Genomic DNA, 24,765 nt, shown 5'->3' on the forward strand with positions numbered 1-24,765 from the left:
CAAAGAAGATGAATCCTTTTATACCTATGTATGGCACTGTGCTGGGAACGCGGCTGGATGTGACCGACTATGAACAGGCGCTGAACCATGTGGTGGCGCTGGCTCGATGCGGAGGCGTGGCTGCGGTGGCGGCGGCCAACACGCACCTACTGGCTGAGGCGGCGGCGAATGCTGACTTTGCCGCAGTGCTGAAAAGCTTTGATGTGGTGCTGCCAGACGGAATGCCGCTGGTGTGGGGCTTGAAGCTGGATGGACATGACATCAAGGAGCGTGTGTACGGGCCCTACTTTATGCAGCATGTGCTGCGGCATGCTCCTGCGGGACTGAAGCACTATTTCTTTGGCGGCACGAAAGAATGCCTGAAGAGGCTGGAGGAACGAGCGCGTGAGCTGAATCCGCAGGTGTGCATCGCGGGAGCGGTTTCGCCGCCGTTTGGGCGCTGGGATGACGAGACGGAGACGCGGCTGATCGACGAGATCAATGCGGCGGATGCTGACTTTGTCTGGATCGCTCTCGGAGGGGTGAAGCAGGAGACGTGGATCGCGCAAAACCGACATCGGTTTAAGCGCGGGGTTTTTCTGGCGGTGGGCGATGCGTTTGCGCTGGTGGCGGGCTTGCGGAGCTATGCGCCGAAATGGATGCAGCGCTGTGGGCTAACCTGGGTGTACCGCCTGTCTCAAGAGCCGAAGCGGCTGCTTGGACGTTACCTGATTTACAACACACGGTTTGTGCTGGCGTTTCTCGGCGAGAGATGGAGGCGGGCGCATTCGTGAAGGGGGCGAAGCGGCTGGTGGGGGGGAAGAGGCGTATGTTTGTTTGGCTGTGCGGGATGTGAATGTGAGGATGGAGAGTGGAGTGGACGTAAGTGCTGGCATCGCTACGCGATGCGAGTGCCTTTATGAGCGTGAATGCTTGGCGTTCGAGGGGTGTCGCCTCGCTCAACCCCTCGCTACAGGCTGGGATGGCTACGCCATCTGGTCGAGTTTGGCGCTGTGACTGGATGGGGAAGATGAGATCAGCGGCGGGGATGGCGCTGTGGCGGATGTTTTCAACGCGAATATCCACGAATTTTGATGAATGGGGATGGGGGGCGCGGTTGTGGGTGGATGAATAAATGCTGCGGAGAGTGTGAAAGTGAGTTTGCTAGGGTGGCTTAACGATTGATCGAAAATGAAACAACTCGCCCAATATCAGGATGGACGGCTGGAGCAGCAGGAGGTACCTGCGCCGGTGGCACCGCCGGGAGGAATTCTGGTGAGGACGACGTGCTCGGTCATTTCTCCGGGGACGGAGAGGATGAAGGTGGAGCAGGCGCGGATGTCGCTGCTGCAAAAGGCGAAGGCGCGGCCGGATCAGGTGAAGAAGGTGATCGACACGGCGAAGACGCTGGGCTGGAAGGCGGCGATGGAGAAGGTGCGCAACCGGCTGGAGTCGCCGACGCCGCTGGGATATTCCGCCGCAGGCGTGGTGGTGGCGGTGGATGAGCTGAACACGCGCTTCCGTGTGGGGGACCGGGTGGCGTGCGGCGGGGCGGAGTGTGCGTTTCATGCGGAGATGATCGCGGTGCCGGATCTGCTGGCGGTTCCGATTCCGGAAGGGGTGGAGGACTGGCAGGGGGCGTATACGACGCTGGCGTCGATCTCGATGGAGGCGGTGCGACAAAGTGGAGCACGGCTGGGTGAGCGTGTGCTGGTGATGGGGCAGGGGCTGGTGGGGCTGCTGGCGACGAGCCTGCTCAAAGCCTCCGGTGCGCGGGTGATGAGCGCGGATTTTGTGGCCGGGCGGCTGGAGACTGCCCTGAATATGGGGGCGGAGCGGGTGGTGAATCCGGCGCAGTCGAAGCTGGAGGATGAGGTGCGCGCGTGGACGTGCGGGCATGGCGTGGACGCGGTGCTGCTGTGCGTGGGCGGGAAAGGACGAGACGCTGCGGACAGCGCGATTGCGTGCCTGCGTGACCGGGGCGTGATGGTGATCGTGGGGATCTATGACGCGGAGCTTTCGTGGAAGACGGCGTACCTGAAGGACATTCAGGTGCGGTATTCGCGCAGCTATGGGCCGGGACGATATGACCTGCAGTATGAGTGGGGCGGGCAGGACTACCCGATCGGGCATGTGCGGTGGACGGAGAACCGGAACTTTGAGGCGTGCCTGGAGCTGATGCGCACGGGACAGCTGGATCTGAGGCCGGTGACGACGAGGCGGGTGGGGTTTGAGGATGTGCTGGGTGTGTATGACCAACTGGAGAGCGAGCTGGGCGTGGTGATTGAGTATGGTGGCGGAGGTTCAATCGCCCGTGCGTGCAGGCCGGATGAAGCTGAGTTTCCGAAGTGTGCCAATGAGCGGCTGCAAAGCGGAGTGGAGAGGCTGGATGTGATCGGGGCGGGGAACTTTGCACGGACGATGCTGCTGCCGCATGTGAAGGGGCCGATGGCACTGGGGACGATCGTGAATGCGACGGGGCTCTCGGCAAGGCATGTGAAGGAGAAGTTTGGCTTTGCGCATGCGGAGACGGATGCGGCGAAGGTGCTGGAGGGCGGAACTGCTGATGCGGCGGTGATGATCGGGACGCGGCATCATCTGCACGCAGCGATGGTGCTGAAGGCGCTGAAGGCGGGCAGGCAGGTGTTTGTGGAAAAACCGCTGTGCCTGACGCAGGAGGAGCTGGGACAAATCGATGCTGCGGTGGTGGAGTCGAAGGGGAGCGTGATGGTGGGATTCAACCGACGCTTTGCCCCTGCGACGGTGGTGATGATGGAGGTGCTGAGCAAGGTGTCAGGACCGAAGACGCTGGCCTTTCATGTGAATGCGGGCGTGCTGGCACCGGACCACTGGTATGCGAATGTGGCGGAGAGCGGCGGACGTGTGCTGGGGGAGGCGTGCCACTTCTTTGACTTTGCCTGCCATGTGCTGGGACGGCCGGTGAAGGTGACGGCGCAGACGGTGGGCCGGCCGAAGGTGCCGGACTCGGTGACGGCGCAGATCGAATATGCAGACGGGTCTGCGGCGCAGGTGGTGTACTCGGCGGAGGGTGATGTGAGCTATCCGAAAGAGACTTTCCGGGTGTTTGCGAGCGGGCTGGTGGTGGAGTGTGAGAACTTCATGAAGCTCTCGGTTTTCAAACAGCGGAAGACGACGGTGAGGAAGTACGCCTCGAAGGGACATGCGGAGGAAATGGCGGCGTGGCTGGCGTATCTGAAAGGCGTGGCGGTGCATCCGCTGCCGTATGAGGAGGCGCGGCAAAGCATGAAGCTGACGTTTGCCGTGCTGGAGTCGATCCGCGAAGGTAGGAGCATCGAACTGTGATGACACTTGTCTGGTACCTGCAACGGCTGCGCGCGATGAGCGCGGGGGAGGTGGTGCATCGTGTGAAGGAGCGGCTGGGCCGATGGAATGAGGCCGGGAAGCTGAGGCGGGTGGCGGGCCAGAAGTGGGACGCGCGCTGCCTGGAGGTGCCGAGGCTGCCGTGGCGCGAACGCGTGCCGCCGGAGCTGGGCAAGCAGCTGGCGGCGGATGCGGAGAAGCTGATCAGCGGGGAGTGGCAGCTGTTTGGCTGGAAGAGCGTGGCTGTGGGTGCGCCACCGTGCTGGCACCGGGATGCCACGCTGGGCGTGGTGGTGGATCCGGAGATCCCCGCGCGCAAGCTGGACCACCGGCATCTGGAGCATGATGCGGATGCGAGGGCGATCTGGGAGATCAACCGCTGGAACGAGGTGACGCGACTGGCGATGCACAGTGCGCTGAACGGGGATGAGCAGGCGATCCGCACGGCGCAGATCTGGCTGGAGGACTGGTGCGAGCGCAACACGCCGGGACGAGGCATCAACTGGACGAGCCCGCTGGAGGCCGCGCTGAGGCTCATGAATTACTGCTGGTTTGACGCGATCGTGCGCGGGTGCTGCGACGGGGAACTGGTGCAGCGGCAAGATGCGCTGACGGCGCGAATCGTGCCTGCGCATGCGTGGTGGATCTGGAAGCGGCGCTCGTTTGGGTCATCGGCGAACAATCATCTCATAGGCGAGCTGAGCGCGCTGGTGATGGCGACAGCGCGGTGGCCGGGGCTGGAGAAGATGACGTGTGCGGCGAAAGAGGTGAAGGAGCTGCTGGAGGGGGAGATTTTGAGGCAGTTCGCCACGGATGGCGGCAATCTGGAGCAGGCGCTGCATTACCACCTTTTTGCGTGGGAGATGTGCTGGCATGCGGGACTGGCGGCGGGTGGATACAAGCCGGAGGTGATGGAGCGGCTGACGCGTGCGGCGCAGTATTTTGTGGATGCGGTGGAAGCGCCGGAGAGCTGGGACTTTGGAGACTCGGATGATGCGCAGGTGCTGCCGCTGACGCTGAGGCGGATGAATGCGGCGGCGGAGTTTCGCGGATGGTTTCTGAACCGGGCGGAGGGCGCGACGTTGCGCTTCTGGCTGGGGGAACCACCGAGGGGGATCAAGGCGGCGATGCGGGGCCAGTGGCTGACGTATGACGAGAGCGGGCAGGCGCTGTGGCGTGATGCAAGATGGACGGTGCGGGCCGATGCGTCTGCGCTGGGCCTGGGCAGCATGGCGTCGCACGGGCATCTGGATGCGCTACATGTGTCTCTGTGGTATGAGCAGCATGCGCTGGTGATTGATCCGGGAACGGGGGCCTACTACGGGAATGCGGCGCTGAGAGCGAAGCTGGCCGCGTGGGAGGCGCACAATGGACCGGTGCCGGTGTCAGGCCGTGCGACGCCGCGACGGATGGGGGCGTTTTTGTGGGCGGATCATCATGAGAAGCCGGGGCTGGCGGTGCATGAGGAAATCTGCGTGATGAGCCTGGAAAGCGAAGGCGAAAGCGTGAGGCGTGCGGTGCATGCGACGCATGATCTGGTGGAGATCTGCGATGAGGTGGGGGCGGAGCAAAGCTATGTGATCACGTGGCAACTGGGGCCTGGATGGCGTGTGGAGCAGGAGCGGCCGAGGGGCTTTGTGTGCCGGCATGCGGAGGCGATTCCGGCGGGGGTGACCTTTAATGGAGATGGGATCGAGAGCTGCGAGGTGGTGGAGTGCGAGGCATCGCCGCATTTTCGTGAGCGGGTGATGACGCAGGCGCTGAGGGTGACTTTCCGTGGGACGATGACGACGGTGTGGCGGAAGTGCGGGTGAGGGGGGAGGGGAAATGGTGGGAATGACGAATGAGTAAATCCGAATGACGAAATAATGACGAGGGGTGAATGACGAATGATGTGAGCGAGGTGGTGTTTTCACGTTTCGGATGGCCATGAGCCCCCTCACCCCAGTCCTTTGACTCCGTCCATCTCCGCTGCGCTCCGGTTCCCCGAAGAGATGTTTATTTCTTGGTGTGTGTCAGGGGCGGGGAGAGGGAGGGCAGTGTTTGCCGCCCAAGATGAGACGGTTACATCTTTATTTTAATTGCTATAAGATGAGGTAGCTCGAACGAGGGCTGACGAAGACAATAGCAAGATGATGAGAGGCGCGGGATGATATCCCGCGCCTTTTTTTGTGCCTGCGGCCTATGGCTTCAGCTCGATGGCTTTGTAACAGCGGTGCTCGAGGAGGGAGGGTTTGAGGCCTTTGACTTCGGGGCGCATGAGGTAGGAGTGGGTGTACCAGTAGATGGGAAGCATGGGGGCTTCGTTGAGGAGGATGGTCTCGGCTTCGTTGAGGAGCTGGAGGCGCTTGGTGACGTTGCCTTCGAGGAAGCTCTGGTGGATGAGCTCGTCGTAGCGGGGGCTGCTCCAGCCGGTGTTGTTGTTGCCATCGCCGGTCTGCCAGATGGAGAGGAAGGTGGAGGGGTCGAGGTAGTCGCCGACCCAGCCGAAGCGGGCGATGGTGTAGTCGAGCTTGCGCTGGGACTCGATGTAAACGCCCCAGTCCTGATTGAGGACACCGGCGGGGATGTGGAGGTGCTCTTTCCACATGGCCTGGACGGCTTCGGCGAGGGAGCGGTGTGCCTCGCTGGTATTGATAAGGATGTCGAAGGGCGGGAAGCCTTTGCCATCGGGGAATCCTGCCTGGGCGAGGAGGCGGCGTGCCTCGGCGGGATCGAAGCGCATGATGCTGGGGACGCGGTAGTCGGGATTGCAGCCGGGCGGGGTGAGGCCGGTGGCGGGCTGCTGACCTGCGCGGAGGATATTGCGAGTGATGCTTTCGCGGTCGATGGCGAGAGCGAGGGCTTTTCGGACGAGGGGATTGTCGAAGGGTTTTTTGGTGGTGTTGCAGCGGTACATGTACACGCTGAGGAGCGGGTCATTGTGATAGAAGGGTGATTTGCTCTCGCGATAGATGGGGATCTTGGAGAGAGGCATGGTGAGCGTGACGTGGAGCTGGCCGTCATTGAAGGCGCGCTCCTCGGTGGTGTCGCTGGAGATGGGGAGGAAGACGATGCCGTTGAGCTTGACGGTGGCGGCGTCCCAGTAGTGGGGGTTGCGCTCGACGGAGACGGCCTGATTGACGTCCCAACTTTTGAGCTTGAAGGGGCCGTTGGTGACCATGTTGGCGGGGCGCGTCCAGCGGGTGTTGCGGTCGGAGATTTTGCCGAATTTTTCGATGACATGTCGTGGCACGGGGAACCAAGAGTAGTGCTTGAGCATGCTGGGCAGATAAGGCGTGGGGCCTTTGAGGGTGATCTGCAGGGTTAGGGGATCGAGGGCTTTGACACCGACCTGGGAGAAGTCTTTGATTTTGCCGGTGTGGTACTCCTCGGCATTGAGCATGGGGTAGAGCATGCCGGCGTAGTCGGCTCCGAGCTGGGCGGTGAGGATGCGCTGGTAGGCGTAGCAGAAATCGGCGGCGGTGAGCGGTGTGCCGTCGCTCCATTTTCCGTGAGGCTGGAGCTTGAAGGTCCAGACGGTGAAGTTTTCGGAGGTCCAGGAAGCGGCTGCGCCGGGGGCGTCGGAGTCGGGATGGTCAGCGGCGGGAGCGATGAGGCCCTCGAAGAGCGCATGGAAAATCATGTGCTCGGGCTGGCCGCTGACGATCTGGGGATCGAGGGCGGCGGGCTCGGAGCCATTGCCGAGGAGGAGGATGCCGGCGCGGTTGGCGAGCTCGACCCGAGTGGGGCGGTGGGTGCGGACGTGGTGGAACCACGCGATGCCGCCGATGAAGGCGAGGAGAGTGAGGGCACGGTAAAGCCAGCGCATGTGGAAACATGACACGAGGCGGGAGCATCGTGCAACGAGGCATCAACAAAACGGCCCCGTCAGTGCACTGACGGGGCCGAGCAGGAGGCCATGCCTCAGGTCTTCACGCTACTACCTGTGAAAACCGTGATGGTGATGGCCGTAACCGTAGCCGGGGTTGTAGCTGCGATAGCCAGGGCTGCAACTACCGCCACCGATGCCGAAGCTGAGATTGATGCCTGGCTGGACGTACACGGGGCGAGGGGTGTTGCAGCCATACTGGGCCCCCTGAGTGACCCATTGATAGATGGGGCGGCCACAGTGGTCATAACCGACCACCTGGAAGACCGAGACGATGGGGCTGCCGTATGCGGTGTAGCCCACGATGCGGGTCTGGCCTGGGAAGTCGGCCTTGGCAGTGGAGGGGGCTGCAAAGCCAAGAACTGCGGCTGCAGCGAGGACTGAAACGATTGTTTTCATGAGAGGATGGAATTGGTTTCCATCATCTCAGACGAGACTGCTTCATGGGTATTCATGAAGCGTGAAAATATTTTTTTAATGCTGTGACATCGATTTGGGATCGAAGGCATCGCGGAGGCCGTCGCCGAGGAGATTGAGGGCGAGGAGGGTGGTGGAGAAGAAGAGGCCGGGGTAGAGGAGGAGCCAGGGGTAGGCCTCCATGGAGCCGGAGCCTTCGCGGATGAGGACGCCCCAACTGGCGTCCGGCGGCTGGATGCCGAGACCGAGGAAGCTGAGCGCGGCCTCCAGGAGCATGACGCCGGGGACGGTGAGGCTGGCGTAGATGATGACCTGACCGGAGACATTAGGCAGGAGGTGCTTCCACACGATGTGCCAGAAGCCTGCACCGCTGGCGCGTGCGGCAGTGACGAATTCGAGATTCTTTAATGCCAATACCTGGCCGCGAACGACGCGGGCCATGGTGAGCCACTCGACGGCACCAATAGCGACGAAGATGAGCCAGAACTCGCGGCCGACGATGACCATGAGGAGGATGACGAAATTGATGAAGGGGAAGGCGTAGAGGATATCCACGATGCGCATCATGGCCGAGTCTGTGCGGCCACCGGCGAGGCCGGAGATCATGCCGTAGAAGACGCCGATGACGGCGGCGACGGCGGTGGCGAGGAGGCCGACCTCAAGCGAGACGCGGCCGCCGTGGAGGATGCGAGTGAGCATGTCGCGCCCGAGGGGATCGGTGCCGAGCCAGTGGGAGGCGGTGGGAGAGGTGGCCTTGAGAGCGAGGTTTTGCTGAGCCTGATCGTAGGGGGAGAGCCAGGGGCCGACGACGCAGAGGACGATGAGCGCGGCGAGGAAGCCGAGGGCCCAGGCATTGAGGCGCTGGCGCATGAGCCTGCGCCAGGCGGCGCGCATGGGTGAGATGCTCTGGTGTGCGGTGATGCTCATGCCTGGAGGCGAATGCGGGGGTTGAGCATGGCCTGGAGGATGTCCACGATGAAATTGAACGTGACGATGAGGGCGGCGTAGAAGACGGAGATGGCGATGGTGAGCTGGTGGTCGCCGTTTGTGGCTGCGGCGATGAAGAACTGGCCGAGGCCGGGGAGCTGGAAGACAGTTTCAACGATGAAGGAGCCGGTGAGCAGACCAGCGGCAGCGGGGCCGAGGAAATTGAGCACGGGCAGACTGGCGAGCTTCATGGCGTGGAAGAAGACCACGGAGGACTCGCTGGCACCTTTGGCGCGTGCGGTGCGGACGAATTCCTGAGCGAGGGTTTCGCGCAGGCTGCCGCGAGTGAGGCGGGCGATGTAGGCGCTGTAGATGATGCCGAGGGTGAGCGCGGGAAGGACCCAGTCTGAGGAGTCGAACCAGCCGGAGGCATTGAACCAACGAAGCTGGAGGCCGAAGAGCATGGCGATGAGCGGGCCGAGCACCATGCTGGGCGTGCAGATGCCGAGTGTGGCGGCGAGGGTGCTGGTGCGGTCTTCGATGGTGTTGGGCCGCAGCGCCGCGAGTGCACCGAGAGGTACGCCGACTGCCAGGGCGATGAGCAGTGCGGCGCCGCCGACGGCTGCGGAGACCGGGAAGCCGGAGGCGATGATCTCATCCACCCCACGGCCTTTGTAGTGATAGGACTCCGGGAGATCGAGTGTGGCGTAGTGTTTGAACTGCAAAGCGAGCTGGACATACCAAGGTTTGTTGAGGCCGTAGTATTCCTCCTGGGCCTTGCGTGCCTCGGCGGTGATGTTGCGCTCGGTACGAATCGCGCCGCCGGGCACCATCTGGGAAAGTGCGAAGGTGATGGTGATCACCGCGAAGATCACGATGATGCCCTGCACGAAGCGGCTGACGATGAAGCGGATCATTGGGGCTGCTCGTAGAGGGAGCTGATGTCTGCGGCGGAGAGTTCGACGAGGTAGGAGGCGATTTTGGCGGCGAGGGCCTCGTAGTAGCGTTTGCCTTTTTCGGCGGTGCTGTGCTGGGGATCGCCTGAGCCTGTGTCGTTGGTGGCCTTGGTCCAGGCGCGCTGGGCCCAGGCCCACTTTTCGTTGATGGCCTTGAGCTTCCAGCGGTTGTCGGTGCCGGGGCCCCACTCGGACTTTGGCAGAACGAGGTGAGGGTGGAAGTGCATCATGAGGCTGGTCTCGCGCTCGTCGGCGTGATCTCCGACGATGGTGAAGATGTCGTCTCCTTTGACCGCATTGAACCAGGAGACGGTGGAGAGGAACATCTTGGGGTGGCGGGCCTGGAGTTCGCGGAGCATCTGGCGGAAGTCGTTTCCGCCGTGGCCGTTGAGGATGACGAATTTCATGATGCCCACGCCTTCGAGACTGCTGATGACGTCTTCGAGGACCATCATCTGGGTGGTGGGGTTCATGTTGATGCAGAAGGGGATGTCGAGCTGGCCGGTCTGCACACCAAAGGGCATGTTGGGGAGGATGCCGACTTTGGCCCCGGCCTCCCAGGCGATGCGTCCGGCCTCGGCGGCAATGGCGTCGTTTTGGAGGGAGTCGGTGCCGTAGGGGAGGTGCCAGTTGTGAGCCTCGGTGGCGCCCCAGGGAAGCACGGCGGCCTCGTAGCGGGTGGTCTTGATCTGCTTCCAGTTGGTTTCAGCGATAATCCAGGGACGTGGGCTCATGGTGTGGGGGAAGTAAAAGAGGCGGGCGGGAGATGCAACGTCCGACAAAGTCGGGCAGAAGGGGGCGTTTCTTACCACCCCCATGTTTCGTGCCTGCTTTTTCCTCGTCCTAATAGCGTCCGCCGGTGCTGCTGAGATTTCATTCTCGCGGCAGGTCGCGCCTCTTTTGATCGACCAATGCGTGGAGTGCCACCGGGCGGACAAGGCGAAGGGCGGCTACCGGCTTGATACGGTGGAGCGGATGCTGAAGGCGGGCGATAGTGAGGCTGCGCCGGTGAAGGCGGGCAAGCCTGAGGAGAGCGAGCTGTACCGGCTGATCGCGACGCATGATGAGGACGACCGCATGCCCAAGAAGGCGGATGCGCTGCCGGAGAAGGAGGTGAAGCTGATCCGGGACTGGATCGCGAGTGGTGCGAAGGTGGATGTGGCGGACGTGAAGGCTGCACTGAGGAGTGTGGTGCCGGAGCAGCAGGCGAAGACACCGGAGAAATATCCGCAGCCGCTGCCGGTGACCGCGCTAGCGCTGAACCCTGCGGGGGATGAGCTAGGCACGAGCGGGTATCATGAAGTGCTGGTGTGGGAGGCGGGAACGGGGAAGCTGAAGGCAAGGCTGGGAGGCATGCCAGAACGGGTGCTGGCGCTGGCCTGGCCTGCGGTGGGACAGATGGCTGTGGCCGGAGGTGTGCCCGGACGCTCTGGCGAGGTGTGGCTGGTGAATCCGGCGCAGCCGAAGGAGCGCAAACGGCTGGTGAGCGCGCGTGACTGTGTGCTGGCGATGGTGGCGAGCCCGGACGGGAAGCTGCTGGCGTGCGGCGGTGCGGACAATCAGGTGCGCTGCTTTGAGCTGCCATCCGGCAAGCTGAAATGGCAGATCGAGCCGCATGCGGACTGGATCATGGGGATGGCGTTTTCAGCGGATGGAAAACACATCGCGACGGCGAGCCGGGACCGCACGGCGAAGCGGATTGACGCAGGCAGCGGGCAGATCGAGGCGACCTACACGGGGCATGAGAGCGCGGTGCTGAGCGTGGTTTTTTCAGCCGACAGCCAGGACACGCTGAGCGGGGATGTGCAGGGGGAGATCCGTCGCTGGGATGGCAATGGGGATTTGAAGAAAGATGGAACGCTGAGACCGGGCGGACGGAATGAGGTGCTGGCGATGGGATTTGCAGAAGGTGACAACCTGGTGACTGCGGCCGGTGATGGAGCCATTCTTTCCGTGGATGTGAAGGCGCGGAAGGTGAAGGGCAAGGTCTCGAGGCATGAGGATCGGGTGAATGTGCTGCTGGTGCGGCGTGCGGAGAAAGGCGTGAGGATCATCTCTGGCTGCCATGACGGGCGGGTGAGGATCAACGAGATGGAGAAGGCGGAGCCGGTGTTGCAATTTGTGGCTTCGCCGGGATGGTAGGAGCCATGTTTGAGTCGCGCACCGAGCCTCTTGCCAGTCGATTTGTTTTTGTACGACGGGTGATCAAGTATGTCCTTCTGGGGATGGGCGTGTGCGGAGGGGCGCTGGGGATTGGGATTCTGGGGTATCACTACATCGCGAGGTTCAGCTGGATCGACAGCCTGCTGAATGCCTCGATGATCTTGGGAGGGATGGGGCCGATGGGGGATCTGCCGAATGATGGGGCGAAGCTGTTTGCTTCGTTTTATGCGCTGTTCAGCGGGCTGGTTTTTATTTCGGTGATGGGGATCATGCTGGCACCGGCGGCGCATCGGGCGCTGCATCTGTTTCATCTGGATGATGAGGACCAGAAGTGAGAGGGTGGGAGAGGGGGGGGCTGCGGCGGGATGGCGTGCAGACGCTGCTGGTGGATGCGGTGAGGTGGAGAGAGCGCTGGGTTTGCTTTCCGGATTTGATCGCAGATAACCCAGGGCGGCGCTCGCTTAGGCTCGCTTTGCCCTGGGCTTCGATAGGTCGCACCTTTGGTGCTGAAATGCTTGTTTGTAGCGATGCGAGCGAATCAGCGCCTTTTGCCTGAAGCCATTCGTGCATCTCGGTGTATCAGGATGATCGTAATTAATGTGTGTCTATTCGTCGTGTCAGAGACAGCGAGGATCTGAACCGTCAAAAACCAATCACCTTATGAGCCAAGAGAGAGTTGTCATTATTGGAGCGAGCGATAATCCTGAACGGTACAGTCATCGTGCGCTGCTGCTGCTGAGGAAGCATGGGCATGAGGTGGTGCCGGTGCATCCGAAGCTGGCGGAGATCGAGGGTGTACCGGTGGTGACGGATGCGGGGCTGGTCACGGGGCCGGTGGACACGGTGACGATGTATGTGGGGGCGGCGATCTCGTCGGGGCTGCAGGAAAAGATCATCGCGATGAAGCCGAAACGAGTGATTTTCAATCCTGGCGCGGAAAATGCGATACTGGAAGATGCATTGCAAAAAGCCGGAATTGCCTGCGAGGAGGCGTGCACGCTGGTGCTGCTGAACACGGGGCAGTTTTGAACGCTGCAAGGCACCTGCCAGTCTGAGTCACGTAAAGATGCCATGTTAGAGATCCATAAATATCGAATCCTGGAACGCAGCCGACTGCGGGCCAAGGGTGTGAGCGAGGACGAGATCGAGAAGATGCAGCACCTGCCGTTCAAGCCTGCTTTTGTCGGGGGCAAGCGCCGGGAGAGAGAAGATGGTGGCGACCACCAACTCTCCGCCGAGCAGTTTGCCTTTCGCCGGAAGAGCTGAAGCAGCGGCCTTGCCCACCTGCGACGACCTGCTAGCATCGCGGCACCCACCTGCATGCCAGCGAACCGTTTTTACACCACCTTTGATCTCGAAACCCTGGATTCACGCCCGGTGCATGCCGGGGAATACCGGAGCGCCTTTCAGATCGATCGCGACCGAATCATCCACAGCAGCGCCTTCCGTCGGCTGCAGAACAAGACGCAGGTGTTTCTGTCCGGTGAGTATGACTTTTACAGGACGCGACTGACGCACAGCATCGAGGTGGCACAGATCGGGCGGAGCATCTGCGGGTGGCTGACGCAGCAGAGCGAGTTTCTGGATGATGGCTGCTACATTGACTCCGACCTGGTGGAGAGCGCGTGCCTGAGCCATGACCTGGGGCATCCGCCGTTTGGCCATGCCGGAGAGCGGACGCTGCACAAGCTGATGGCGCCGTATGGCGGCTTTGAGGGGAATGCACAGACTCTGCGAATCCTGACACAGACGCTTTTCAGCGAAGGGCGCAGCGGGATGAATCCGACGCGTGCGCTGCTGGATGGCGTGCTGAAGTACAAGACGCTGTTTGTGGAGGATGCGAAGGCGAAGAACCACTACCTGTATGACGAGCAGGAGCGGTGGCTGGACTTTACGCTAGGCGGGCAGGCCTTTCCGGTGGAGCTGACGCCGGGGAAGGTGCGCAACGAATTCCGAAGCATCGAGTGCCAGGTAATGGACTGGGCAGATGACACGGCCTACTCGCTGAATGACATCGCGGACGGGATTCATGCGGGATTCATCAATGTGCAGCGGCTGGAGCGCTGGGCGGGGGAGCAGGAGCTCTCGGAGACGGATCAGGCGGATGTGGAGTTTCTGTGCAAAGCGGTGCGTGAGGGGCGCGTGGAGGGGCGGCTGAACCGGCTGATCGGCGAATGCATCCGGGCGACGAAGCTGGTGCCTGCGGCGAATTTTCTGAGCCAGAGCACAAAGCGGCACCAGTATGCGCTGGAGATCGATCCGGTGCAGCGCCGGAGGGCGGACCTGCATAAGAAGATCGCGCTGGAGCTGGTCTTCCTGAGCCCGCAGCTGCAGCAGCTGGACCACAAGGCGGACTTTATTCTGACGAGGCTGTTTGGAGTGATGAAGGAGCGCTACATCGACACGGTGCAGCCGCGTGGTCTGCACCTGATGCCGGCAGCGATCGAGAAGGAGATTCAGACTGCGGCGGATGCACCGGCGCGTGCGCGGCTGGTGTGCGACTGGATCGCGAACATGACGGACCATTTTGCGTTCCGGACGTACCGGAGGCTGTTTGACGCGGACTTTGGGTCGATCACGGATTTCGTGTGAGCCTGGTCACTTATAGACTTCGCGGCGGTGGCCCATTGCGATCAGGTAGATCTCATTTCTTGGAATATCGAACTCGTAGATGATGCGGTAGTCACCGACACGGAGTTTGAACTCGTTTCGTCCTTGAAGGCGCATGTGCGGGTAGCTCTCCAACCTGCTGCCCAGGTCACGGATTCTGGTCTCAATGCGCTGCTTGATAGTCGCAGACAGGCCGAGATAGACATGATCAAACTCCTTGGAATAAACCTCGGTGGCCTGATGCATGCTTGTTCAGGAGTTGCCGGGACTTACTACACGACTAAGATTGGCTTCCAGATCGCTTTTCCCACGCTCGATGGAGGCGAGAAAATCGGCAGACAACTCTTCCTGATCATCGAGATAATCAGCCAGCCAGTCCTGCAACTCCAGCGCTGCATCGCGCGGGAGCTGCCTGATGTCGTTTTCGATGGCCTCAAGAACTGGCATGGCTGTAGTATAAGATCAGATGAAGCGGTTGCAAATTACAGCTGAGCGATGCGGCGGCAGACTTCTTCGACGTTGGCGCGGCTGTTGAAGGCGCTGATGCGGAAGTAGCCTTCGCCAGCGCTGCCGAAGCCGCTGCCGGGGGTGATGACGACGTTGGCTTCGTTGAGCATTTTGTCGAACATCTGCCAGCTGGTGAGGCCGGAAGGGCAGCCCACCCAAACGTAGGGGGCATTCACCCCCCCATAGACGGATAGGCCGGCTTTTTTGCAGGCTTCAACGAGGAGGGCGGCATTGCCCATGTAGTGCTCGATGAGCGCGGTGACCTGCTGCTTACCCTCAGGTGAGTAGATGGCCTCGGCGCCGCGCTGGACGATGTAGGCGGTGCCGTTGAACTTGGTGCTGTGGCGGCGGCTCCAGAGCGGGTGGATGGCCTGCTTGGTGCCGTCCTTTTTCTTGCCCATGAGGCCCTTGGGGATGACGACGACGCCGCAACGGACGCCGGTGAAGCCGCCGTTTTTGGAGAAGCTTCTAAATTCGATGGCGCAGTCGCGGGCGCCTTCGATCTCAAAGATGGAGTGGGGCAGCTCGGGGTCGCGGATGAAGGCCTCGTAGGCGGCGTCGTAGAGGATGATGGCCTCGTTGGCGAGGGCGTATTTGACCCAGGCCTCGAGCTGGGCGCGGGTGGCGACGGCTCCGGTGGGATTGTTGGGGTAGCAGAGGTAAACGAGGTCCACGCGCTCGGAGGGGATCTCTGGGACAAACCCATTTGCGGGGGTGCACTTGAGGTAGTGCAGGCCGGCGTAGGCACCGTTTTCGTCGGCGTCTCCGGTGTTGCCAGCCATGACGTTGGTGTCCACGTAGACAGGGTAAACAGGGTCGGTGATGGCGATCTTGTTTCCGGCGCCGAAGATGTCGAGAATGTTGCCGGTGTCGCACTTGCTGCCGTCGGAGATGAAAATCTCATCTGCCTCAATCTGGATGCCGCGGGCCTTGAAGTCGTTCTCGGAGACGGCGTTGCGGAGGAAGTCGTAGCCCTGCTCGGGGCCGTAGCCTCGGAAGGAGGCGCGGTCGCCCATTTCATCGACAGCCTTGTGCATGGCGGAGCGGACGGCCTCGGGGAGGGCCTCGGTGACGTCGCCAATGCCGCAGCGGATGAGGCGCTTGGCGGCGTCGGGATTGGCCTCTGTGAAGGCCTTCACACGACGGGCGATTTCGGGGAAGAGGTAACCGGCTTTGAGCTTGTTGTAGTTTTCGTTGATGTAGGCCATGGCGGGAAAGGGGGCGGCAGTGTGGCGAATCGGCGCGGGGATGCAAGGCTGGCGAAATCGTGACACAGGCCTGAATTAGTATTTACATCTCTTACATTTGAGAATTACTATCATGTGTGAAATTCAAAAAAGAAAAATTTCACACCGCCATGAAGAAAAGCGCATTTTCTCTAAGTCTTTGCTTATGGACTGCCTGCCTGGTCAGTAACTGTGCGTACCATGAGATCGCATGGCAGAACAAGGAGATCAGCGGGAGTGCTGTGAGTCCGCTGGGAGCGGGCAAGCCGGTGAGCTACAACAAGCCGCAGCTCTGGAACAAGCGGCATCTGACGTGGCAGCTGGACACTGCGAAGCCGGTGCCTGCGCGACTTTCCGAGGAGGAGCTGATTCGTGAGATCGACGAGAGCTTTAAGAGCTGGGAGGCTGCGGGGGTGTTTACTTTCTCCCGTGCGCGGGCTGGTGAGCCTGCGGATATCGTGATCAGCTTTGGCACGCCGCCGGGGAAGCCATGGGATGGGCAGACGGGGCTCATGGGGCATGCCTCCTTTCCCTGGAGCCGGGATCGCGGGCACATCTACCTGGACCCATCTGAGTGGTGGAGCACGCGCTCCTTTGCGCTGGTGGGAGACCCGATCACGAAATGGCTGCCGCATGAAATCGGTCATGTGCTGGGCCTGCAGCACACGCATGCGTCCAACGAGACGATGAGCGAAAACGGCCCCTATAAGATGCCGGACAAGACCAGCTATGCACAGCTCCGCCATCTGTATGCGCCGCTGACGCCGGTCTTTACCTGGGTGCACTGCGTGATGGATGTCTCGGCCGAGGCTGAGTGAGGCGGGCTTTTTTTGTGAGGCGAGAGCCGCAGGAGGGCAAGAAAGTGCCGCCTGCGGGCGTCCTCAATGGATGCAAAAACGACTGACTGGCTGGCTGGCTTTGTCCCTGTGCGCACCTTTGGCCGTGTGGTCGGCGGAGGAGCTGAAGTTTCCCACGTCGCCGTCGGTGGCGCCGAAGGATGCGGCGAGGACATTCCATGTGCTGGATGGGTTTGAGATGCAGCTGATCGCCGCGGAGCCGCTGGTGACGGACCCGGTGGCGGTGACGTATGACGAGGACGGGCGCGCCTATGTGTGCGAGATGAACGACTACCCGTACACGGACAAGGAGCACCACAAGCATGCGCAGGAAAATCCGACGGACCTGGCGATCGGGAAAGTGAGGCTGCTGACGGACACGGATGGAGATGGGGTCTTTGACAAGGCGACGGTGTTTGCGGAGGGGCTGTCGTGGCCGACGGGGGTGGCGTGCTGGAAGGGGGGCATCTTTGTGACGGCGACTCCGGATGTGTGGTACCTGAAGGACACGAATGGTGATGGCGTGGCGGATGTGCGGCAGAAGGTCTTTACCGGATTTAAAAAGCTGAATGTGCAGGCGGTGATGAACAATCCCATCTGGGGGCTGGATCACCGCATCTATGTGGCAGGAGGAAGCAATGGCGGGGAGATCCAGCGTGTGCCGGGCAGCGAGGCGGTGATGCCGCTGCCGGCGGATTTCAAGCCGCTGTCGATCAAGCGCAATGACTTCAGCTTTGACCCGAGCACGGGTGACGTGCGGCTGGAGAGCGGCGGTGCGCGGTTTGGGAACACCTTTGACGACTGGGGGAACCGCTTCCTGTGCAACATCCGCAACCCCTGTCAGCATGTGGTGCTGCCGTACCGCTATCTGGCGAGGAATCCGTATCTGGTGGTGCCGAGTGCGCTGAATGACTGCGCGGAGGCGGGTGACCAGCTGCCGGTGTATCGCACGAGCCCGCCGGAGTCGTGGCGGGAATTCCGCGCGAAGCGCTGGGTGAAGGAGGGCAGTACGCTGCCGAAGAGCGAACTGGTGGGCGCGGGGGTGGTGACGTCGTCGGCAGGGATCACGGTGTATCGCGGTGATGCGTATCCGGCGGAGTACCGGGACTTTGCCTTTGTGGCGGATGTGGCGGGTAATCTTTTCTACCGGATGAAGCTGGTGCCTGACGGCGTGACTTTCAAAGCGGTGCAGGTGGATGGGAGCAAGAACTTCTGCACAAGCGATGACCTGTGGTTCCGGCCGGTGAATTTCAGCAACGCACCGGATGGCTGCCTGACGGTGTGCGACATGTACCGTGAGGTGATCGAGCACCCGTGGAGCATCCCGGATGACATTCATGCGGCGGTGGATCTGCTGCGCGGGAGCGACAAGGGGCGGCTTTTTCGACTGGCTCCGAAATCATTTCACCAGCGTGCTACGCCGAAGCTAAGCGAGGCGAGCACGGCTGAGCTGGTGGCGCTGCTGGACCATGCGAATGCATGGCACCGGGAGACGGCGCAGAGGCTGCTTTTTGAGAGGCAGGACAAGGGGGCGGTGGAGTTGTTGTGTTCGATGGTTAAAGAGGGGAAACGAGCTCAGGGCAGGGTCGCTGCATTATGGTCGTTGCAGGCAATTGCTTTAAAGCAGGAATGGCAGCTTGCTCTGGATCGTGGGAAGGGGGGGCGGGATATTTTGCCCAATTCAGACGGACGAGTGATGAAGCCAGATCCACAACTCGCCAAGGATCGTCGGGAGATGCGCAGAGAAGCTCTGCATGATTCAGACCCACAGGTGCGAGCCCAGGCTGTTGAAGTGCTCGACAGCTATTATAATAATAGCGACGGCACGGAAAATTGGTCCGCTGTGGATGAGGTCAAGGACTTGCGAAACGATCCCTCAAAACGGGTGAGATTTGTGGCCGCGCTCGCACTCGGTGGACATGAGCTTGACCAATATGCCATCCATACAGGGCCACCTCTCATTTTGGGTGTCACGGACATTGGTCTTCAAGACGCTGGTGATCCATGGCTTGAAGCGGCGCTTCTAAGCTCCAACAAAAGTGTCTATGAATTGTTTGAAGGCATGCTTGGGCATGACATGCTGAAGCCAGCACAGACCCTGCTGCTTTCTACAGCAGGGAAGTTGATAGCGCAGACGCAGTGGATGGCTCTCGCTCCGTCGGACTGTTTTTGCAATGTGGCTGTTTGCGAGCGGCTTTCGGACGATCAGAAACGCCAGATCATGCAGGCGATGGCTGAAGGAATGAGTGCTGCGGGCAGGCCAGCCACAGAGCTGCTGACAGCCCATGAACCGCGTAACATTGATGGAGGTCAGAAATATGTTTCTCGCTGGCAGGCTGAGTCGCATCAGGTTCTCGACCATGCTGCGTCGAGTACGGAGGATAAAATCAGAGCCATGCGGATGCTTTCCTTGTTTGAGCCATTGAAACAAGTGGAACCTCAGGTGCTCAAAAGTCTGGCACCCACCCAGCCCGCCGAACTCCAATTTGCTGCGCTTGAAGCACTTCGTTTTTCTCAAGATCCCGCCGTCGCCGGCATCCTCATCGAATCCTGGCCCAAACTCACTCCAGCCCTTCGCGATAAAGCCGCCACGCTCCTTCTCTCCCGCACCGACCGCATCGCCAGGCTGCTGGATGCCATCGAAGCACAAAAGATACTTCCCTCACAGCTCAGCGCAGCCACGAAGGCCACACTGGGCCGCCAGAAAACTCCCGCGCTCGCTGTGCGCATTGCAAAATTGATTGGCGACGGCTCATCCTCCAATCGCAAAGCAGTGATCGATCAATACATCACGGCGATGTTTGGCGATGCGGCTGGTGCGGGCAGGAGTGCCCGCATTACTGGGGACGCGGGACGTGGAGCGAAGGTGTATGAGACGATGTGCCTGGTGTGCCACCGGCATCTGGACCGTGGGAATGATGTGGGGCCGAACCTGGGAACGATCAAGGCGTGGACGGATGAGCAGATCCTGACGAACGTGCTGGACCCGAACCGTGAGGTGTCGCCGAACTTTGCGCTCTACATTGTGGAGACGAATGACGGGCGGACGCTTTCGGGGCTGATCGCGAGCGAGGCGGCGGGAAATCTGACGCTGAAGCGTGCTGATGGCGGTACGGACAGCGTGCTGAGGAGCGAGATCAAGTCGCTGACGAGCCCGGGGATCTCGCTGATGCCGGAGGGGCTGGAGGGGGCGATCACGCCGCAGCAGATGGCGGATTTGATTGCGTATTTGAAGGCGCCGTGAGCCTTCAAGCCACGACCGGTGTGATGACGTCGCCATACACATCGGTCAGCCGGAAGTCGCGCCCTGCGTAGCGGTAAGTCAGCTCTTCGTGGTTAATGCCCATGAGGTGCAGGATGGTGGCATGCAGATCGTGCACGCTGGTGGGGTTTTCCTGCGCCGCGAAGCCGAATTCATCGGTGCTGCCGTGCACGGTCCCGCCTTTGATGCCGCCACCGGCCATCCAGACGGAGAAGCCGTAGTGGTTGTGGTCGCGGCCGAGCTTTGATTTCGCCCCGCTCATTTCGACTGTGGGCGTGCGGCCGAATTCACCGCCCCAGAGAATGAGGGTGTCCTCCAGCATGCCACGCTGCTTGAGGTCTGCGATCAGCGCGGCAATGGGCTGGTCGATTTCGGCGGAGAGCTTGCGGTGGTTTGTTTCGATGTTGTCGTGATTGTCCCAAGGCTGGCCAGCGCCATGCCAGAGCTGCACCATGCGCACGCCACGCTCCAGCAGACGCCGTGCGATGAGGGTCTGCCGCGCATGCACGCCTTCGCCATACATGTCCCGAATGTGCTGAGGCTCGCGCGAGACATCGAAAGCATCTGAAGCCTCCATCTGCATGCGGTAGGCCAGCTCGAAGCTCTGGATGCGAGCCTCCAGCCGGGGATCGCTGCGCTCCCTGCGGTGAGCTTCATTGATGCGGCGCAGCAGATCGAGCTGGCGGTTCTGCACACGCGAATCTGCATGCGGACTGCGGATGTTTTCAATCAGGCGGTCCACCTGCTCATGCTTTGAATCGACGTAGGTGCCCTGATAGGCACCTGGAAGAAATGCGGCCTGCCAGTTTTCCGCGCTTTTGATCGGCATGCCGCCGGGGCACATGGCGATGAAGCCGGGCAGGTTTTCGTTCGCACTGCCGAGACCATAGGTGAGCCAGGCACCGAGGCTCGGGCGTGCCTGTATTGAGTCTCCGCAGTTCATGAGCATGAGCGAGGGCTCATGGTTCGGCACCTGCGCCTGCATGGAACGGATGACTGCGATGTCATCAATGTGAGCCGCCGTTTTGGCAAAGAGCTCGCTCACCTCAATGCCGCTCTGGCCGTAGCGCTGGAATTTGAACGGCGAAGGAAAGGCTGCGCCCGTTTTTCGCTCGGTGAGGCGATGACTCGGCACCGGCTTGCCGGCAAAGCGCTCCAGGGCGGGCTTGGGATCAAAAGTGTCCACATGGGAGGGGCCGCCATTGAGGAAGAAATGGATCACGCGCTTCGCCTTGGGAGCATGGTGCGGCTTTGCGCCTGCCATCGCATCGCCCAGGCCTAGCATCGCCATGCCCATGCCGGAGCGGCGCAAAAAATCCCGGCGTGTGAGAGGGGGAGTGTTCATATCAATCGACAAACATGAACTCGTTGGAGAGCATCAGCACCTGCACCAGCTGCTCCCAGGCATTGAGAGGCTGCTTTGGCTGCGCGGAGAAATCTTTTTCGGCATCCCAGGTTTCCTGAGAGGAGTCACCACCGGAGCCAGTGGCATGGGTGCTCGGTGCAATCTTGGGCGACCAGAGAAACTGATCGCTGTTCAGTCCGTCGGCGATGTCCACGATGAAGTCGAGTGTGTCGCCGGTCTGGAACTCGATGGCGGTCAGGCTGAGGTCCGCCTTGGAGTTCTTCAAATGGGCATCGCGCAGCTTGCCCAGCCGGGAGTGGCTCATGAATCCACGGATGCCATCTCCGACATCGGGTTCGTGGATCAGCATGGACTGGATATCGTATGTTCCACTGGCAGGAGCGATCCACCGGCGTACTACCGCGTGCCTGCGGTCATTGCCGGGGTGACCGCCTGCGGCGGTGAGCTGAGCCCAGCCGAGCTGTGGGTTTGGCCAGGCATCCGCGCCCTGCCAGGCGCTGCCGGTGAAGTGCGGCAGAGGCGTGAAACTCTTCACGCGGCCGGTGTCTTCATTCCATTCGCCGTAGCCATACTGCCAGGACTTTGAGTGGTCTGGTTCCACCGCGATGGTGGCGGGCTCTTCCTGCACGAAGCGAAGGGCGGCTTCGACTTCTGCCTGGGTGGGATGGCGCTGGAAAAGCTGTGCGTAGAGCCGATTGATCCTAGCGGTGTCTGAAGGAGCTGATGTCGTAGCTTTCACCAGCGCCCGGGTCTGCTGCACCACAAACGGGTGGTTCATCCCAAACAGGGCCTGCTGTGGCACGCTGGTCTCGCTGCGCTGTGGGATGGAGAGGTCGGGATTGGCGAAGTCGAAGGTGCGCATCACTGCGGGCACATTCTCGCGATCCACGAGGGTGTAGAGCGTGCGGCGCTTGTTGCTGGCGCTGAACAAGGCCTCGGGAGGGCCTCCCACTTTTAGATCCAACTGACCCGCTGCTGTCAGCCAGGCATCGCGGGCTTCCTCGAAGCTCAGGCGATGCGGGTTCATGCGCGAGAGCAGGCGGTTGTCAGGATCGCGCGAATCGCTCTTCAGGCTGCTCTGCTGATAGGTTTCCGAGAGCATGATGAGCCGGTGCATGGTTTTGAGGCTCCAGCCGGAGTCCATGAAGCGCTGGGCCAGCCAGTCGAGCAGTTCCGGGTGAGTCGGGGTGCCGCCTTGCTTGCCAAAATCGCTCGGTGTGCTGACCAGCCCGCGTCCGAAATGGTGCTGCCAGATGCGGTTTACCATGACGCGGGCAGTGAGTGGATTATGCGGATCAATGATGGCCTGGGCGAGTTCCAGCCGTCCGCTTCCTTTGGTGAAAGGCCGCTGATTCCCAAACAGGCTCAGAAACTGCCTTGGCACCGCATCGCCCTTCGTCAGTGGATTGCCTCTGAGGAGCACGCGTGGGCTGCTGGGCAGCGGGCGATCGAGCAAGACGGTGGCATGCGCCGGGGTGTTGCTGGTTTTGAGAAGATGGCGGTCCACCTCAGCCTGGGCCTTCCAAAGCTCGGTGATGATGCCCGTGGGGAAGTACATCTCATTGTTTGCGATATGCTCGTCAGGCACGTAGGCGGGTGAATCTGCCTGCTTGAGCGTTTCCTCATTCAGCTCGGCTCCGGGATGAGCGTCCATCCATGCCTTCCAGCGATGGACGATGAAAGGATTGAGATCCTTTTCATCGATGATCTGGTCGAAGCCCTGCTCGGGGTACTTGTCCAGCTCTGACAGCGCCTTCTGATAATCGGCGGCCCGCGCACGTGTGCGCGCCATCTGCTCCTCACGGCGTTTCGTCATGAGGCCCCGGTTCTTCTTAACAAGCTCGGCGAGTTTTGGGTCTTCCCCCGCCGCGCAGGGGACCAGGGCCTCCGCACTGCTCTGGAAGATGCCGTAGAGCGAGTAGTAGTCGCGTGTGGGGATGGGATCGAACTTGTGATCATGACAGCGCGCGCACGCTACTGTCATGGCCTGGGTGCCACGCATGACCACATCAATGCGGTCATCAATGATGTCATGCGACACGCCGAGAAAGCGACGCCCGAGCGTGAGGAAGCCCATCGCGGCCAGATCGGGCGACCTGGGGGGCACCACCTGGTCTGCTGCAAGCTGCAGCAGCAGAAAACGGTCATAGGGCATGTCTGCGTTCAGTGATCTAACGACCCAGTCCCGATAGGGCGTGGCATGCACCCATTTCTTTTCTTCGCGCGCATAGACGTAGCCCTTGGTGTCGGAATAACGTGCGACATCCAGCCAATGGCGTGCCCACTGCTCGCCATAGTGTGGCGAGGCGAGGAGACGCTCGATCAGACGAGGATAAGCATCGGGAGAGGCATCGCGGACAAAGGCCTCCGTTTCTTCCGGCGAGGGGGGCAGCCCGGTGAGGTCGATGCTGGCGCGGCGGATCAGCGTGCGAGTGTCCGTGCGTGGCGAAGGTGACAGTCCCTGCTCCCGCAGCTTGAGGTGAATGAATTCATCCACGCCCGCCGCTTTCACGGGCTTAAGCGGTTGAAATGCCCAGTGCTCCGCCGAAGCAGCGATCAAGGGTGCAAGCAAAGCACCCAGGTGGACGATGAAGCGTGGCATGGCAGCGGGTACTACGCGGCCGTGCGAAGTGTTTTTCCTGCCAAGATTTGCCGCAACAGCGCATCGACAGCGGGCTTTGGCCCGTTTATCTCGGTGCATGTTTACAGGTCTTGTAGAAACTACCGGGAAAGTGCTCGCGCTGGAGGCGCGGGGAGAGAGTGCGCGGTTGACTCTGAATGTGGGGGCGATGGCGTCGGAGCTGGCGGATGGAGAGAGCGTGGCGGTGAACGGATGCTGCCTGACAGTGACGGCGAAAGATGCGGCGGCGCAGACGGCGTGCTTTGACCTGCTGATGCAGACGCTGAAGGTGACGAGTCTGGGGGATCTGCATGAGGGATCTCTGGTGAACCTGGAGCGGGCGATGGCGCTGGGAGCGAGGTTTGGCGGGCACTTGGTGCAGGGGCATGTGGATGCGACGGTGAAGGTGCTGGACTGGAGCGAGCATGGACAAGACCACCGGCTGGAGGTGGAGATACCGGCGGAGCAGCGCGGGCTGGTCATTCCGAAGGGGTCGATCTGCCTGGATGGCATCTCATTGACTGCAGCGGAAGTGACGGAAAGCAGCGTGGTCTGCTGGATCATTCCGCACACGTTTCAACTGACGAACCTGCACACGAAGAAGGCCGGGGACCGGCTGAATGTGGAGTTTGACATGCTGGGCAAGTATGTGCGCGAGCTGATGCGTGCGATGAAGTAGCATC

At 61.2% G+C, this 24,765-nt stretch carries 21 protein-coding genes; 11 read left to right on the plus strand and 10 right to left on the minus strand.

Annotated elements, in window-relative coordinates; genetic code table 11:
• Positions 1-8: 8 nt before the first annotated feature.
• From HNQ65_RS22835 to HNQ65_RS22845, 3 genes are all read left to right on the plus strand, one after another.
• Positions 9-773, plus strand: coding sequence for a WecB/TagA/CpsF family glycosyltransferase (locus HNQ65_RS22835; protein WP_184343430.1), 765 nt, complete (start codon positions 9-11; stop codon positions 771-773).
• A 397-nt stretch (positions 774-1,170) separates the two neighbouring features.
• Entirely contained in the window at positions 1,171-3,303 is a 2,133-nt protein-coding gene (locus HNQ65_RS22840; protein ID WP_184343432.1) for a bi-domain-containing oxidoreductase, read from the plus strand.
• A complete protein-coding gene (locus HNQ65_RS22845) occupies positions 3,303-5,135 on the plus strand; it encodes a heparinase II/III domain-containing protein (RefSeq protein WP_184343433.1) in 1,833 nt (610 codons plus the stop codon). Before HNQ65_RS22840 ends, HNQ65_RS22845 begins: the two co-directional genes overlap by 1 nt.
• A gap of 368 nt (positions 5,136-5,503) precedes the next feature.
• On the opposite strand, the gene HNQ65_RS22850 is transcribed toward HNQ65_RS22845, so the two are convergent.
• The 5 genes from HNQ65_RS22850 to HNQ65_RS22870 form a co-directional block, all read right to left on the minus strand.
• Complete coding sequence (locus HNQ65_RS22850; RefSeq protein WP_184343435.1) at positions 5,504-7,132, minus strand: peptide ABC transporter substrate-binding protein; 1,629 nt, start codon at positions 7,130-7,132, stop codon at positions 5,504-5,506.
• Between the two features lie 111 nt (positions 7,133-7,243).
• Positions 7,244-7,591: a hypothetical protein gene (locus HNQ65_RS22855; protein ID WP_184343437.1), complete on the minus strand. Its 348-nt coding sequence runs from the start codon at positions 7,589-7,591 to the stop codon at positions 7,244-7,246.
• Positions 7,592-7,666: 75 nt separating this feature from the next.
• Complete coding sequence (locus tag HNQ65_RS22860) at positions 7,667-8,536, minus strand: ABC transporter permease (RefSeq protein ID WP_184343439.1); 870 nt, start codon at positions 8,534-8,536, stop codon at positions 7,667-7,669.
• Positions 8,533-9,453: an ABC transporter permease gene (locus tag HNQ65_RS22865; protein ID WP_184343441.1), complete on the minus strand. Its 921-nt coding sequence runs from the start codon at positions 9,451-9,453 to the stop codon at positions 8,533-8,535. The genes HNQ65_RS22860 and HNQ65_RS22865 overlap by 4 nt, the downstream gene beginning before the upstream one ends.
• Entirely contained in the window at positions 9,450-10,226 is a 777-nt protein-coding gene (locus HNQ65_RS22870) for a creatininase family protein (protein WP_184343443.1), read from the minus strand. The genes HNQ65_RS22865 and HNQ65_RS22870 overlap by 4 nt, the downstream gene beginning before the upstream one ends.
• A gap of 82 nt (positions 10,227-10,308) precedes the next feature.
• Here HNQ65_RS22870 and HNQ65_RS22875 point away from each other — a divergent pair, with 82 nt between their 5' ends.
• From HNQ65_RS22875 to HNQ65_RS22895, 5 genes are all read left to right on the plus strand, one after another.
• Positions 10,309-11,634, plus strand: a complete 1,326-nt coding sequence (locus tag HNQ65_RS22875) for a c-type cytochrome domain-containing protein (RefSeq protein WP_184343445.1) — start codon at positions 10,309-10,311, stop codon at positions 11,632-11,634.
• A 5-nt stretch (positions 11,635-11,639) separates the two neighbouring features.
• Positions 11,640-11,990, plus strand: a complete 351-nt coding sequence (locus tag HNQ65_RS22880; protein WP_184343446.1) for a hypothetical protein — start codon at positions 11,640-11,642, stop codon at positions 11,988-11,990.
• Positions 11,991-12,315: 325 nt separating this feature from the next.
• Entirely contained in the window at positions 12,316-12,684 is a 369-nt protein-coding gene (locus HNQ65_RS22885) for a CoA-binding protein (protein WP_184343448.1), read from the plus strand.
• Between the two features lie 42 nt (positions 12,685-12,726).
• Entirely contained in the window at positions 12,727-12,921 is a 195-nt protein-coding gene (locus HNQ65_RS22890; protein ID WP_184343450.1) for a hypothetical protein, read from the plus strand.
• A gap of 54 nt (positions 12,922-12,975) precedes the next feature.
• A complete protein-coding gene (locus HNQ65_RS22895) occupies positions 12,976-14,247 on the plus strand; it encodes a deoxyguanosinetriphosphate triphosphohydrolase family protein (RefSeq protein WP_184343452.1) in 1,272 nt (423 codons plus the stop codon).
• A 6-nt stretch (positions 14,248-14,253) separates the two neighbouring features.
• On the opposite strand, the gene HNQ65_RS22900 is transcribed toward HNQ65_RS22895, so the two are convergent.
• From HNQ65_RS22900 to HNQ65_RS22910, 3 genes are read right to left on the minus strand one after another with little or no spacing between them, the layout of a single operon-like run.
• Complete coding sequence (locus HNQ65_RS22900; protein ID WP_184343454.1) at positions 14,254-14,511, minus strand: type II toxin-antitoxin system RelE family toxin; 258 nt, start codon at positions 14,509-14,511, stop codon at positions 14,254-14,256.
• 6 nt (positions 14,512-14,517) lie between these two features.
• Complete coding sequence (locus HNQ65_RS22905; protein WP_184343456.1) at positions 14,518-14,712, minus strand: hypothetical protein; 195 nt, start codon at positions 14,710-14,712, stop codon at positions 14,518-14,520.
• 35 nt (positions 14,713-14,747) lie between these two features.
• Positions 14,748-15,980, minus strand: a complete 1,233-nt coding sequence (locus HNQ65_RS22910) for an LL-diaminopimelate aminotransferase (protein WP_184343458.1) — start codon at positions 15,978-15,980, stop codon at positions 14,748-14,750.
• A gap of 149 nt (positions 15,981-16,129) precedes the next feature.
• Here HNQ65_RS22910 and HNQ65_RS22915 point away from each other — a divergent pair, with 149 nt between their 5' ends.
• Together HNQ65_RS22915 and HNQ65_RS22920 are read left to right on the plus strand one after the other, a co-directional pair.
• The gene (locus HNQ65_RS22915) at positions 16,130-16,816 is read left to right on the plus strand and encodes a matrixin family metalloprotease (protein ID WP_184343460.1); all 687 of its coding nucleotides are present in this window, start codon (positions 16,130-16,132) and stop codon (positions 16,814-16,816) included.
• Between the two features lie 70 nt (positions 16,817-16,886).
• Complete coding sequence (locus HNQ65_RS22920) at positions 16,887-20,078, plus strand: PVC-type heme-binding CxxCH protein (protein ID WP_184343461.1); 3,192 nt, start codon at positions 16,887-16,889, stop codon at positions 20,076-20,078.
• A gap of 4 nt (positions 20,079-20,082) precedes the next feature.
• On the opposite strand, the gene HNQ65_RS22925 is transcribed toward HNQ65_RS22920, so the two are convergent.
• A complete protein-coding gene (locus tag HNQ65_RS22925) occupies positions 20,083-21,441 on the minus strand; it encodes a DUF1501 domain-containing protein (protein ID WP_184343463.1) in 1,359 nt (452 codons plus the stop codon).
• A gap of 1 nt (position 21,442) precedes the next feature.
• Positions 21,443-24,064 (minus strand): DUF1549 and DUF1553 domain-containing protein, encoded by a 2,622-nt coding sequence (locus tag HNQ65_RS22930; protein ID WP_184343465.1) that lies wholly within the window; start codon positions 24,062-24,064, stop codon positions 21,443-21,445.
• Between the two features lie 97 nt (positions 24,065-24,161).
• On the opposite strand from HNQ65_RS22930, the gene HNQ65_RS22935 reads away from it, so the two are divergent.
• Positions 24,162-24,761 (plus strand): riboflavin synthase, encoded by a 600-nt coding sequence (locus HNQ65_RS22935; protein WP_184343467.1) that lies wholly within the window; start codon positions 24,162-24,164, stop codon positions 24,759-24,761.
• The last annotated feature ends 4 nt before the right edge of the window (positions 24,762-24,765 follow it).

The organism is Prosthecobacter vanneervenii, assembly GCF_014203095.1.
GTDB classification, from domain to species: domain Bacteria; phylum Verrucomicrobiota; class Verrucomicrobiia; order Verrucomicrobiales; family Verrucomicrobiaceae; genus Prosthecobacter; species Prosthecobacter vanneervenii.